This is a genomic window from Moritella yayanosii, assembly GCF_900465055.1.
In the GTDB taxonomy this organism is placed as follows: domain Bacteria; phylum Pseudomonadota; class Gammaproteobacteria; order Enterobacterales; family Moritellaceae; genus Moritella; species Moritella yayanosii.
In genome coordinates, this window is the sequence record NZ_LS483250.1 from 2,252,704 (window position 1) to 2,266,444 (window position 13,741).

General features: G+C 40.5%; 14 protein-coding genes. 8 read left to right on the forward strand and 6 right to left on the reverse strand.

The annotated features are described in order from the left end of the window. The first annotated feature begins 39 nt into the window (after window positions 1–39). Complete coding sequence (locus MORIYA_RS10325; protein ID WP_112714954.1) at window positions 40–609, forward strand: PhnA domain-containing protein; 570 nt, start codon at window positions 40–42, stop codon at window positions 607–609. A 111-nt stretch (window positions 610–720) separates the two neighbouring features. Here MORIYA_RS10325 and MORIYA_RS10330 read toward each other — a convergent pair whose 3' ends face one another. Next, window positions 721–1,440 (reverse strand): YebC/PmpR family DNA-binding transcriptional regulator, encoded by a 720-nt coding sequence (locus tag MORIYA_RS10330; protein WP_112714956.1) that lies wholly within the window; start codon window positions 1,438–1,440, stop codon window positions 721–723. Between the two features lie 235 nt (window positions 1,441–1,675). On the opposite strand from MORIYA_RS10330, the gene bepA reads away from it, so the two are divergent. The 3 genes from bepA (at window position 1,676) to MORIYA_RS10345 (ending at window position 4,170) form a co-directional block, all read left to right on the forward strand. Further along, window positions 1,676–3,148, forward strand: a complete 1,473-nt coding sequence (gene bepA, locus MORIYA_RS10335; protein ID WP_232011596.1) for a beta-barrel assembly-enhancing protease — start codon at window positions 1,676–1,678, stop codon at window positions 3,146–3,148. An 82-nt stretch (window positions 3,149–3,230) separates the two neighbouring features. Further along, on the forward strand, window positions 3,231–3,581 hold the full coding sequence (gene arsC / locus MORIYA_RS10340; protein ID WP_112714960.1) for an arsenate reductase (glutaredoxin): 351 nt from the start codon (window positions 3,231–3,233) through the stop codon (window positions 3,579–3,581). A 13-nt stretch (window positions 3,582–3,594) separates the two neighbouring features. Further along, window positions 3,595–4,170: a DUF2069 domain-containing protein gene (locus MORIYA_RS10345; RefSeq protein ID WP_112714962.1), complete on the forward strand. Its 576-nt coding sequence runs from the start codon at window positions 3,595–3,597 to the stop codon at window positions 4,168–4,170. 123 nt (window positions 4,171–4,293) lie between these two features. On the opposite strand, the gene hda is transcribed toward MORIYA_RS10345, so the two are convergent. Both hda and MORIYA_RS10355 read right to left on the reverse strand, forming a co-directional pair. Further along, on the reverse strand, window positions 4,294–5,007 hold the full coding sequence (hda, locus tag MORIYA_RS10350; protein ID WP_112714964.1) for a DnaA inactivator Hda: 714 nt from the start codon (window positions 5,005–5,007) through the stop codon (window positions 4,294–4,296). 97 nt (window positions 5,008–5,104) lie between these two features. Beyond that, window positions 5,105–6,151, reverse strand: coding sequence for a DUF2066 domain-containing protein (locus tag MORIYA_RS10355; RefSeq protein ID WP_112714966.1), 1,047 nt, complete (start codon window positions 6,149–6,151; stop codon window positions 5,105–5,107). Window positions 6,152–6,321: 170 nt separating this feature from the next. On the opposite strand from MORIYA_RS10355, the gene MORIYA_RS10360 reads away from it, so the two are divergent. After that, window positions 6,322–6,438 (forward strand): uracil phosphoribosyltransferase, encoded by a 117-nt coding sequence (locus tag MORIYA_RS10360; RefSeq protein WP_112714968.1) that lies wholly within the window; start codon window positions 6,322–6,324, stop codon window positions 6,436–6,438. A 67-nt stretch (window positions 6,439–6,505) separates the two neighbouring features. On the opposite strand, the gene upp is transcribed toward MORIYA_RS10360, so the two are convergent. Then, window positions 6,506–7,132: a uracil phosphoribosyltransferase gene (gene upp / locus MORIYA_RS10365; RefSeq protein WP_112714970.1), complete on the reverse strand. Its 627-nt coding sequence runs from the start codon at window positions 7,130–7,132 to the stop codon at window positions 6,506–6,508. Between the two features lie 222 nt (window positions 7,133–7,354). Here upp and purM point away from each other — a divergent pair, with 222 nt between their 5' ends. Beyond that, window positions 7,355–8,395 (forward strand): phosphoribosylformylglycinamidine cyclo-ligase, encoded by a 1,041-nt coding sequence (purM, locus tag MORIYA_RS10370; RefSeq protein ID WP_112714972.1) that lies wholly within the window; start codon window positions 7,355–7,357, stop codon window positions 8,393–8,395. Beyond that, window positions 8,395–9,042, forward strand: coding sequence for a phosphoribosylglycinamide formyltransferase (gene purN, locus MORIYA_RS10375; RefSeq protein WP_112714974.1), 648 nt, complete (start codon window positions 8,395–8,397; stop codon window positions 9,040–9,042). The genes purM and purN overlap by 1 nt, the downstream gene beginning before the upstream one ends. A gap of 97 nt (window positions 9,043–9,139) precedes the next feature. On the opposite strand, the gene MORIYA_RS10380 is transcribed toward purN, so the two are convergent. Both MORIYA_RS10380 and lpcA read right to left on the reverse strand, forming a co-directional pair. Continuing rightward, window positions 9,140–9,916 (reverse strand): class II glutamine amidotransferase, encoded by a 777-nt coding sequence (locus MORIYA_RS10380; RefSeq protein ID WP_112714976.1) that lies wholly within the window; start codon window positions 9,914–9,916, stop codon window positions 9,140–9,142. A 171-nt stretch (window positions 9,917–10,087) separates the two neighbouring features. Then, window positions 10,088–10,678, reverse strand: a complete 591-nt coding sequence (gene lpcA / locus MORIYA_RS10385; RefSeq protein WP_112714978.1) for a D-sedoheptulose 7-phosphate isomerase — start codon at window positions 10,676–10,678, stop codon at window positions 10,088–10,090. A gap of 435 nt (window positions 10,679–11,113) precedes the next feature. On the opposite strand from lpcA, the gene fadE reads away from it, so the two are divergent. Next, window positions 11,114–13,630, forward strand: coding sequence for an acyl-CoA dehydrogenase FadE (gene fadE, locus MORIYA_RS10390; RefSeq protein WP_112714980.1), 2,517 nt, complete (start codon window positions 11,114–11,116; stop codon window positions 13,628–13,630). Window positions 13,631–13,741: the final 111 nt, after the last annotated feature.

Below are 13,741 nucleotides of genomic sequence, written 5' to 3' on the forward strand. Positions count from 1 at the left end.
GTGGCATAATAGCCCCACAAAATTTAGAGGATTAATTCAATGACTATCGAAACAACGCTATTACAACGCAGTGGTTCTAAATGTGAAATGTGCACAGCAGAATCTAACCTAACCGCTTATGAGCTACCGGAATCACCAGAAAAAAGCTCTGACTGTGCAGTAATGGTTTGTGGTACTTGCCTTGATCAAATCAACGACTCAGATACTCTTGATGAAAACCACTGGCGCTGCCTAAATGACAGCATGTGGAGCCAAGTACCAGCCGTACAAGTACTTGCTTATCGCATGTTACACTGCCTAAATGCAGATTGGTCACGTGACCTACTTGATATGATGTATATGGAAGAAGATGTTAAAGCATGGGCTGAAAAAGGCGTATTAATTGCGGCGATGACTGACACACCGGCACGTGACGTGAACGGTACAATTTTAAAAGCTGGCGACAACGTAAACATCATCAAAGACTTACCAGTTAAAGGATCAAGCTTAGTGATTAAACGCGGTACCGCAGTGCGTAATATCGGTTTAACCGATAATCCATTGCACATTCAAGGCCGAGCCAACGGTACTGCAATGGTGATCATTTCTGCATACTGCAAAAAAATGTAGTTTGCTTAGCTTGTCTCGTCTTATAATACGGTGACAGTTAACCAGATCAAAGAAGGCCGATTACCCCATCTGATAAAGAAGAGGTAATCGGCCTTTTATATTTGACTGTAATTAGTCAATAATCGCATTGTGATATACATCTTGTACATCATCACAATCATTGAGTGCGTCAAGGAAACGTTCTAACATTTCAACGTCATCACCGGTAACTTCCGTTTCAACTTGAGCTAAGAATGTGATGTCTTCTGCATCAAATTCGATACCAGCAAATGCGTCTGATAATGCGACTTTAGTTTTGTAGAATTCAGTGTGTGGAACATAAACAGTAATAGTACCGTCTTCGTTCTCAACATCAGCAACATCAACTTCTGCTTCCATTAATGTTTCTAATACCGCATCTTCGTCATCAAATTTAAATTCAAATACCGCTTGATGATCAAACATGTGTGATACCGAACCTTGAGCACCAAGCTTCGCGCCATTCTTAACGAATGCTTGACGAACTTCAGTGAAAGTACGTTTACAGTTGTCCGTTAGACATTCCACGATAACCATGCAGTTACCAGGACCAAAACCTTCATAACTTGCGCGTTCATAATCTTCACCACCAGCGCCTGATGCTTTTTCAATTGCACGCTCGATAACGTGACTAGGCACTTGATCTTTTTTCGCTTTTTCAATGATACGGCGAAGACTTAAGTTATGGTCAGGGTCGCCTCCACCCGTTTTTGCACAGACATAGATCTCTTTACCATATTTAGAGTAGATCTTAGTTTTCATGCCAGCTGTTTTAGCCATCGATAATTTACGGTTTTGGAACGCTCTGCCCATCTTAATTCACTCTCATTTTAAATTTGAAATAAATATTTACCGATTTTAGCAGGATTAACAGCTTTTTTTCCATAAAAGCATAAATATCTTATCTTTCGTCAACAAAAATTGACTAAACATCCCTCGGAACTATAACCAATATAGGCAATCTGACTATTTGTCATTGTTATCAGTTAATAATATGTTCTACTATGGTAACTAGTATTTACTTAGTTTTCATCGCATAGGTCGCCACTTGTATTTTAAAAAAATGTATCTCAAAAAAATATTACGTTTGACCAGTACAGCATTATTTGTCGGCGCGTTAGGTCTCGTTAGCTCAGTACAGGCTAACAATAAACTACCCGAAATCGGTACCGCTGGTATTACGGCCTTATCGATCGACCAAGAACGCCAATACGGCGCGGCTTTTATTAAAGTTGCGCGAGGCTCTTTCCCGATGGTCAGCGACCCGGTGTTACAAGAATACATTGCTGAATTGGGCGCTAAACTCATTAACCAAGCCGATTCAGTACGCTTCCCATTTCATTTTTTCCTTATTAAAAATGATGAAATCAATGCCGCGGCTTTTCTTGGTGGTTATGTAAAAGTGCATACTGGCTTATTCTTATATGCCGAAAGCGAAGCTGAATTTGCATCGGTTATTGCCCATGAGATCTCACACATTACCCAACGCCACCTTGCCCGTAGCTTAGAAGCACAAGCAGGCAATAGCCAACTTACAGTGGCAGGTTTAGTCGGGGCGGTATTATTAGGTATTGCCAATCCGGTAGCAGGTATTGCCATGTTACAAACCACTGTCGCCATTAATGCTCAGTCTGCGATTAACTATACTCGCGCCAATGAATTTGAAGCCGACCGTATTGGTATTCAGGTCATGGTGAAGGCGGGTTACGATCCAACTGCAATGTCGACATTCTTTGGTAAGTTATCCGAGCAATATCGTTTTAGTTCAACACCGCCACAAATGTTGATTACTCACCCATTACCAACAACGCGGATCACCGAAGCACGAGATAGGGCTGCGCTGTACCCAAATCGATACTACCCGCCAAGTCTCAACTATCAATTAGCCAAGGCCCGTATTCAAGTCCGTTATGGCGTATTAAAACCAGAAGAAGCACTGCATTTTTTTCAGCATCAGCTTAAAACCACAACGTTCAAGCTAAAAGATGCGGCACTCTACGGTCAAGCATTGGCGTTACTGCAATTAGACAAAAATAAACAAGCGAAGAAGATTGTGGTCGAATTGGCGAACACGCAGCCAAACAACCTATTTTATCTTGATACCCTTACCGATATCGATTTAGCCCTCAAACATAATGACGAAGCCATCGCACGATTACAGAAAGCCAATAACAGATATACCAACAACCCAGTTACCACCATCAATTTAGCCGTGGCGCTGCAGCAAGCAAAAAAATATAACCAAGCGAAAAAACTCATTCGGGATTATTTACGCAGTAATGAAACCGATATGATAGCGTTGAGTATTTATATTGACTTACTTAATCAAACCGATGATAAAGTAATAATGTATACGCAACGTGCCAATATGGCGCAACTCAGTGCTAACTATCCCAAAGCCCTAAACGAGCTGCAATCTGCCCGCACACTCGCGACAAACTCGGCTGATATAGCACGCATTGATGCGCATATGGAGCAAATTGAGTTAGAAAAGCAAGAAATGCAGGCATTGCAAAACTAGCCAAGGGACAGGAAACAAGGCAAAATGGAGATTTTAAGGATCCCAATTTATTTTAAGATTGTTTTAAGGAATCAACTAAGCCATGACTAGTGTCACTATTTATCACAATCCGCGTTGCTCTAAAAGCCGCCAAACTCTTGCATTATTAGAAGCACAAGGCGTGCAGCCGAGCATCATAAAATACCTCGAAACGCCACCATCCGCAGCACAACTGCAAGAAATTCTAACCTTACTCGCATTAGCTCCTCGTCAATTAATGCGTATTAAAGAAGCTGAATATAAAGCACTTGGTTTAGATGATGAAAGTTTGTCTAATGACGAACTCATTGCCGCCATGATCGCAACACCGAAATTAATCGAACGTCCAATTGTGCTAGCAAACGGTAAAGCTACGATTGGCCGTCCACCCGAAAATGTTTTAGCCATTCTCTAACAACGAGCAAATAATGCAAACAACACAAGAAAGACAAAAACGTATTACGCAGTACCGATTTCTGGGACTGTTTGGCTTCTTTGGCCTAATCATACTCATGTTCGTATGGCAGTTATGGTTAACACCAGAAAAACTACAAGACCATACCCAATCACAAGCATTAGCTGAATTAACCGCAATGGCAGAAGTGAATCCAGAATTATTGCTGCAAGTTGAAGCGGAAAAACAAAAATGGTTAGAGCGCCAAGCATCACACGAGTCAAATCCATTGGCCAAAGCCTTTATTTGGATCTTGCCATTATTATTCCCCTTCTACGGATTGATCAAAGGCAAGCCTTACACGGCAGCTTGGAGTAACTTTGTGGTGATGATCTATTACATGCATTCATTAACCATCATGTATACCGATCCAGATGAACGTTATCTTGCGATTTTAGAGTTTGCCTTAGCCAACTGTATGTTGTTTGGTAATGGCCTTTATGCCCGGATGCAGGGCAAAGAATTAGGCCTTGGTCTTGATAAGCTAAAAGTAGTAATGGCTGAAGAAAAAGAACGAGAAGAAGCATACAAAGCGCAATACAAAGATTAATGTTGGGTATGTTTAAAGGTTAGTACTAACCACCACACTGAAATAAAAAAAAGGAAATAGTGTCATCGAACCTATTTCCTTTTTACTTTTTCAAGATGTTATAAATCGTTTTGGCTTTGTTAATTATAAAGAAAGGGTTTCTTTTACAAAGGGGATAGTCAGTCGACGTTGCGCACTAATTGACGCTTGGTCTAATCGGTCTAATGTGGCAATAAGCGTTTTCATATCACGTGATGAACGGTTTAATAGAAAGCGAGCTACATCCATTGGCAATTTCAATCCTCTAAACTCAGCACGTAGTTGCAGTGCAGCTAACTTGCCATCATCATCCAATAACTGCAATTGGTAACTCACCCCCCAATCTAATCGCGATAACAGATCCGGTAACTGAATACCTAAATGTCGCGCCGCGCTATTACCGGTGACGATCAGTGAACCTGGGGTATGTTGATCATGGCTATCGAGCCAACGGTTATAAAAGTTGAATAAGGCCACTTCCCACTCACGGTTCCCCGCGATCAATTCAATATTATCGATACATACAAGATCAAGATGTTCCATGCCATCAAGTACGGATGGTGTCATCATAGAAGACATTTCCATCGGTAAATAAGCCGCTGAGCGATCAGCATCGGAACATTCTGTACACGTAGCATGAAGTAAATGAGAAGTACCGGAACTCCGGTTACCAAATAGATAAATAAATGGATCACCGCCGCCAACAGCGGCATTTTTTAGCGCTGTCAGTAGCTGGACATTAGCACCGGGGTAAAAACTCGCGAAAGTTTCACCATCGGGTAATTGTACTGATAAAGAAAGTTGTGCTGGAGTGTTCAATATCACCCTTTCATACAATCATAAAATTAGTGTGACCATTGTAGCATCTCAATGGCCGATAGAAAACGACTAGTAAAAAAACTCATTATAAAATTGCTTAATTTATCGCGTTCCACTGGAAATTCATGTCACCAAAGGCATTTTCACTACTTTTGATCCGTTGATCTAACGACAGTTCCATTAATAGATCTTGCTGGGTACCGAGTAACACCAATTTTAATTGAATACTTGATCCTGACACAGCTTCAAGATCAACTTGAGCAATGGCTGATAACTCAGAAAACATCTCAAGTAACTTAGCATAATCAGTAATGCCAGATACTGTATCAATATTAAAAAATACCACTTCATTGTTTCCGGATGCTTTTACGCTATAACGTTTAGCAAGATAGTTAGCAAGATTATTGGTTAGTTCAGTACCTATTACAGTAAGCGCACCTTGATCTTGGCCATGCAACCAAACTTCATACGCTTGCTTGCGATTGCTGCGACCGTACATAGTCCAATCTAGTTTATAATCATCATTTTGTTTAATTATTTTAGCAATAATATAATTATCAGCGGCATAACGGATTGAAGCAAGTTCTACCGGATCGGTAAATTTACCCCATAAATCGCGGCTATTTACTTGCAATTGATCATCGAGATCCATGACTGGAAATAATACTGGGATCGCACGTTTATTTGCTTGCGCTTTAATCGCCTCAATGAACTCTGCATAGTCACTGTCACTTTCACCTCTGACACTGCGGCTAAAATCTTCATCAACGACTAACCACACAATTAACTGTGGACGATTCGAGCTCCACACACCCAATTTACTGCTGCGTAATAAGCGGTTTATTTTTTGATCATTAAAAGTGGTTTGTAAATAACGTTCGCCATCAACACGTTCTTCAGCTTGTTTCACTAAATATTGACGTGCATTGATTAACGCTTTTTTGATTACCGGATCTGCAGTTATGGAGGCATTGCCCGAAACTTTAACCAGCACTTCCGCAAAGGCGACTTTTTGTAACGTGCGGTTAGACTGATTATTCACTGCCATAACAGATGCAGAATACAGCTGCTCAACCTCAACTGCACGCGAGACTAGAGGGAGAAGAGATAACAATGATAATAAAATAGGAAATAAACGCTTCATACGATCCTTTTAAGAGTAACGTGATGACTCAAATTGATGATGAGATAATAATAACCAAACCATTCGCTATGTCCAAACATATTCCATCGCATTCACTAATTAGCGAGATAGAGAAAGAGTGACCATACTAAAGTATCAAGTAGTTAGATTAAAATGAAGGAATAATAACGATGGATAATAAACAAACTGAAAATGACCGATATTTTGATATCGATATTGAAGAGATATATGTGTTAAATATGTTGTTGCTGTGGGGCGGATATTTAATCGGAAATCAACTTGAGTAAAAGAATGAAAGAAAGAACAAAGAAACAGACATCAATAGTCGCAGCTGATGTCTGTAGTTCTAGAATACTATTTGGTACCAAAAATCTTATCACCAGCATCCCCAAGACCTGGAATGATGTAACCTTTTTCGTCTAAACGCTCATCAATAGATGCAGTGTAAAGTTCGATATCAGGATGAGCCTCTTCTAATGCTTTCAGACCTTCTGGCGCAGCAACAAGAATAAGTACTTTGATACGCTTACAACCTTTTGCTTTTAGCAGATCTAATGTTGCGATCATCGACCCACCAGTTGCTAACATAGGGTCAACAACAATCGCTAAACGCTCATCAATACTGTGTACGATTTTTTCAAAGTAAGTAACAGCTTTTAATGTTTCTTCATCACGATATATGCCAACAACACTCACACGTGCACTTGGCATATGCTCTAGTACGCCGTCCATCATGCCTAAACCAGCACGTAAAATTGGTACTACGGTTACCTTTTTCCCTTTGATTTGATCAACAGTAACATCGCCATTCCAACCTTCAATGGTCTTCTGCTCTAGCTCTAAATCAGCCGTTGCTTCATAAGTAAGTAGACTAGCCACTTCTGTTGCTAATTCACGAAAACGTTTCGTGCTGATATCACCCGCACGCATTAAGCCCAATTTATGACGTACTAACGGGTGTTTAACCTCAACAACTTTCATGGCATCTCCTAATAAAATCAAAGTAAGTACGATATAAAAACGCGTAATATTACCAATAATGCCTCTACAATGATAGCTTATTCCAAGGAAATGCCAGAGTTAAGAATAAAATCAATTGGTAGGTCAAACAATGTATAATTTTGTTTCTATTCTGTGGTTAAAATTGTTAACATAGCGGCGATTTTTTAATCCAATTGATACGATTAGTTTGTGAGGGATCCAGTGAGCAACCAAAATACTTCTCTAAGTTATAAAGATGCAGGCGTTGATATAGACGCAGGTAATGCATTAGTAGAACGCATTAAAGGTGTAGCAAAAAAGACTAAACGACCTGAAGTTATGGGTGGTCTAGGTGGCTTCGGCGCACTTTGCCAATTGCCTACTGGTTATAAAGAACCAGTGTTGGTTGCAGGAACAGACGGTGTAGGAACAAAACTACGCCTCGCTATCGATTTAGCTAAATACGATACAGTGGGTATCGATCTAGTCGCAATGTGTGTAAATGACCTTATTGTACAAGGTGCTGAACCACTCTTCTTCTTAGATTACTACGCAACAGGGAAACTGGATGTCGATGTAGCGACCGCAGTGATTACCGGTATCGGTGAAGGTTGTCTATTATCTGGCTGTGCATTAACCGGTGGTGAAACAGCTGAAATGCCAGGTATGTACCACGGTAAAGATTTTGACATTGCTGGTTTCTGTGTGGGTATTGTTGAGAAAGCAAATATCATTGACGGCACTAAAGTTGCTGCGGGTGATAAACTTATCGCTTTAGGATCGAGTGGCCCTCACTCAAACGGCTATTCTTTAGTGCGTAAGATCCTTGAAGTTTCAAAAGCAGATCCAAGTCAAGCATTTGGTGATTCAACGCTAGGTGATACGCTGCTAACGCCAACTAAAATCTATGTTAAGTCTGTGCTAGCTGTGTTGAAAGAGTGTGAAGTTCACGCTTTATCACACATTACTGGTGGTGGCTTCTGGGAAAATATCCCACGTGTACTACCAGCACTAACAAAAGCGGTCATTGATGAAAATAGCTGGCAGTGGCCTGAAATTTTCAACTGGTTACAAGAAAAAGGTAACGTTGAACGTACCGAGATGTATCGTACGTTTAACTGTGGTGTAGGTATGGTTATTGCGCTACCTGAATCACAAGTTGAAAAAGCACTGGAAATCTTCACTGCACACGGCGAAAATGCGTGGCTAATCGGTGAAATTGCAGACGCTGCAGAAAATGAAGAACAAGTAGAGATAAAATAATGTCTAAACAAGCATCTATCGTAGTATTAGTGTCTGGTAATGGGAGTAATTTACAAACCATTCTAGACCAGTGCGAACAAGGTTCTATTTACGGTAAAGTAACTGCTGTTTTTAGTAACAAAAGTACTGCATATGGCTTAGAGCGCGCACAACAAGCAGGTGTGGACGCAATATCACTGGCGCAAGGTGATTTCGCTGACCGTGCTGCATTTGATGCAGAGCTCATGACACAAATAGATCAGTATCAACCCGATCTGATTGTGTTAGCAGGCTATATGCGTATTCTGAGTGATAACTTTGTACAGCATTATGCTGGCAAGATGCTTAATATACATCCTTCTCTATTACCTAAATATCCAGGTTTAGATACCCATCAACGTGCAATTGATAATGGCGATGAAGAACACGGTGCTTCGGTGCACTTTGTTACGCCACAATTAGACTCAGGTCCTGTTATCTTGCAAGCAAAAGTACCTGTATTTGCTGACGATACTGTAGATGATTTAAGTTCACGGGTGCAAACTCAAGAACATATGATCTATCCTATGGTTGTGCAATGGTTCTGTGCTGAACGGTTAGCGATGACCGACGGTAAAGCCGTACTTGATGGTAAAGCATTAGCACAAAGCGGTTACGCTGCTGACTAAGCTAATTCGTTAAGCCTAGATGATAAAGCCTTTATCGCATTACTGCATAAAGGCTTTTTTGTGACTGTAATTTTTATCGCGCTAATAACATTAAGCGCTACTTATTCGTTAGCATGATCGTGCCGCGACAGAACACACAATACTCACCCGGCTGCATTTTGTGCCACACTTCATTATCCGTCAGCGGCTGTGTCGCGATTATAGCGACAACATCAGAGTCTGACGTTTCATTCGCAAAATTAATTTCAATATTTTCATCAATTAACTGGGCATGACCAAACGGTGCTTCGCGTATAATATGATGTAAATTATTAGTACAGTAAGCAAATACAAAGTCGCCATCGGTTAATAACAAATTAAATACACCTAATGCCCTTAACTGATCACATAAGCTAGCAATAAAGCGAAACACAGGTTTCATATCATTAGGCTTAACTGGAAACTGTTTACTTACTTCTTGTAAGATCCAACAGAATGCAAGCTCACTGTCAGTCTCACCAATTGGCGTATAAAAACCCGTCGCTAAACCTTGATAATCGGTTAGTTGGCCATTATGCGCATAGGTCCAGTTTTTACCCCAAAACTCACGGGTAAAAGGATGGGTATTTTCTAATGCCACACCACCACGATTAGCTTGGCGAATATGTGAAATAACCGCTTGGCTTTTAATCGGGTAATTTTTGACTAATTGCGCGACTTTCGATTCAAAGCTTGGCTTGGGATCACGAAAAGTACGGCAACCTTTGCCTTCATAAAACGTAATTCCCCAACCATCAGAATGCGGTCCAGTCTTACCACCGCGCTGCATCAGCCCAGAAAAACTAAAACAAATGTCGGTAGGTACATTTGCGCTCATACCTAATAATTCACACATATACTGATAACTTCACTTTTATGGCTGACGACATTAACCACTCCGGGTTAAATTAATTTCACACTCTTTCATTCTACTTAATGCCAAGCCGCTGTCTATGGCAAATACCACAATAAACCGTATTATTGGCTACTGTCATATAACGAAAGTCATATAACCAAATACGTTAGCTTAATCGGCATAACCCATCATTTTTTCAACTAACTGGATCAATAAGTGGATCACTTTAATGTGGATTTCTTGAATACGGTCAGCATAACCAAAGTGTGGCACGCGAATTTCGATATCAGCGATACCCGCCATTTTACCGCCGTCTTTACCGGTTAAGGCAATTGTTTTCATGCCTTTTGCTTTCGCAGCTGCAAATGCATTTAATACATTTTGCGAATTACCACTGGTGCTTATGCCTAATAGCACATCACCTTTCTGGCCAATGCCTTCAACATAACGTGAAAATACATATTCATAGCCAAAATCGTTGCTAACACAAGACATATGGCTCACATCAGAAATGGCAATACCTGGCATTGCTGGACGATTTTCACGATAACGGCCTGATAACTCCTCAGCAAAATGCATCGCATCACAATGTGAACCTCCATTACCACAAGATAATACTTTACCACCGGCTTTAAATGAATAGGCTAATAATGCTGCTGCGGCTTCGATATTTTCTGCCTGTTTCGGGTCGGCTAAAAAATCATTTAAAACTTTTGCTGCCTCGACTAATTCTTGCTGAATTAAGCCTTGATAATTTGTCATTTAATCTCGCCTCTATGCCTAAAATATATTTCTATGATAATACTATTGTTTCACAAAATAATGTACCTGTATCACCCACATAAATAAAAGGTTCACCATCACCAAAAATAAGCGACAGGCATAAAAAGTGCTTAGTTAACACCCACTTAATACCTACTTGTGAGTAATAAAAGGTCCAATTTCTTGACCAAACTGACTTAAAATAAAAGTAAATAGGCAATTAAATTATCAATTCAATAACGCTACTATCAGTGCACACTTGTAACCCCAATGAGTCAAAAACAAGCGTTTAGTTACAGGTTCTATAAATAGTATGTAAATTGCATGTGAAAAACTTGCTAATTTAATAATTATCAACTAGAACTAATACTCAAACCAGTCTTCTGGTCTGACCTCTGACTTTGCTATTTAGTTGCTTAATGAAAGGAGAATATCATGGCAACCACAATTTCACTATTAGCCTTAGTGGCAATATTTGGTACATTATCTTACCAAAGAGCATCATTAGCTGCTTTTACCGGTGCGTTTTTTATTGCACTTTCAGCCGTTTCATATTTCGGTGATGTGCCATTAGCTATCTGGATAATAACAGCTGTAATTTCGATACCATTAAATATTACCAGTATTCGTCAACGCTATTTAACAACGCCTATTTTAAAAGGCTTCCGTAAAATAATGCCGGAAATGTCTCAAACAGAAACTGAAGCATTAGAAGCTGGTACCACTTGGTGGGACGCAGATTTATTCAGCGGCAAACCAGATTGGGAAAAACTTCATAATGTTCCAGTACCGACATTAACCGCTGAAGAACGTGCTTTTCTTGACGGTCCAGTTGAAGAAGCATGTCGTATGGCTGATGAGTTTGATATCACTCATAATCGTGCTGATTTACCTCCAGAGCTGTGGGCATTCCTTAAAACTAAAGGTTTCTTCGCCATGATCATCAAGAAAAAATACGGTGGTCTCGAATTTTCAGCATTAGCACAATCAATGGTACTACAAAAATTAACTGGCTCAAGCGCAGTAATGGCGAGCACAGTTGGTGTACCTAACTCATTAGGACCTGGTGAACTACTACAACACTACGGTACTAAAGCGCAACAAGATTACTACCTGCCTCGTCTTGCTACTGGTGAAGAAATTCCATGTTTCGCACTAACCAGCCCTGAAGCTGGTTCTGATGCTGGTGCTATTCCTGATTTCGGTATCATATGTAAAGGCGAATTCGAAGGTAAAGAAATTCTCGGTATGAAACTGACTTGGAACAAACGCTACATTACACTCGCACCAATTGCGACTGTACTTGGTTTGGCGATTAAACTGCGCGACCCAGATGGTTTACTTGGTGATAAAGAAGATATCGGTATTACTTGTGCGCTTATCCCTACTGATATCCCAGGTGTTGAAACCGGTCGTCGTCATTTCCCACTTAATTTACCATTCCAAAATGGTCCAACTAAAGGTAACGAAGTATTCGTACCATTAGATTACATCATCGGTGGTCCAGAAATGGCTGGTCAAGGCTGGCGTATGCTGGTTGAATGTCTATCTGTGGGCCGCGGTATTACGCTACCGTCTTGCTCTGCAGGTGCCGTTAAGATGGCCGCAATAGGCCTAGGTTCTTATACTGCTATTCGTCGTCAATTTAAAATTTCGATTGGTAAAATGGAAGGTATCGAAGAGCCACTAGCACGTATTGGTGGTAATGCTTACCTCATGGGTGCGGCATCTACGTTAACAACAAGTGCGATTGATTTAGGTGAAAAACCATCTGTGATCACTGCGATTGTGAAAATGCATTTAACCGACCGCGCACAGAAATGTGCAATCGATGCAATGGATATCTCTGGTGGTAAAGGTATCTGCCTTGGTCCAAATAACATGGCAGGTCGTAGTTACCAAGCGGCGCCAATTGCAATTACGGTAGAAGGTGCAAACATTCTTACCCGTAACCTGATCATTTATGGTCAAGGTGCAATCCGCTGTCATCCGTTCGTATTAGCTGAATTAAATGCAGCAGCACTTGAAGATCAAAACAAAGGCCTACAAGACTTTGATGCCGCATTATTCGGTCACGTTGGTTTTGCAATGTCTAACTTCTTCCGTTCATTTGTAATGGGTATTACTAACGGTAAAGGTTCTGCAGCACCATTTAAAGATGAAACTACACAATACTACCAACAGATGAACCGTTTAAGTGCCAACTTAGCCTTCCTATCTGATGTATCGATGGGTGTACTTGGTGGTGAGCTTAAACGTAAAGAACGTGTTTCTGCACGTTTAGGTGATATCTTAAGTCAACTGTACCTATCATCTGCAACGCTAAAACGTTTTGAAGATGAAGGTCGTCAAAAAGATGATTTACCATTCGTTCATTGGGCATTACAAGATTCATTATTTAAAGCTGAGCAAGCAATTGATGAGTTATTACGTAACTTCCCTGTTCGTGCTGTAGGTATTGCACTCCGTGCAATGGTATTGCCAGTAGGTACGCGTCTATCACGTCCGACGGATAAGCTAGACCATGTTGTTGCAGGTTTACTACAAGTTCCTTCTGCAGCGCGTAGCCGTCTAGCAACAGACATGTACCTAACTGAAGAAGAAGGTAACCCTGTTGGTCTACAAGAGAAAGCCTTGAGAGACATTATTGTTGCTGAACCTATCTTCATCCGTGTTTGTAAAGAGAATGGTGTTAGATTACCATTTATCTACCTAGACAAATTTGCTGACGAAGCTCTGGCTAACAAGCAGATCACAGCTGATGAAGCGGAACTATTGAAAGTGGCTGAAGAAGGTCGTTTACGTACAATTAACGTTGATGACTTTGATCCGGAAGTACTTGCTGCAGATAAGTCGTTAGTTAACCAACTAAACGGTGATTGGCGTGCACGTGCAAATGGCACCGCGAAACCAGTAAAAAAGAAAAAAGTAAAAACTGAAGCGGTTGCTTAGGTCGTTACGAAACAAGTCGTCATTAATCAATAACGGTTAATCGCAACATAAAAAACCCCACTGGTCATCATTGATGGCAGTGGGGATTTTTATTTATAACAACAGAAATTA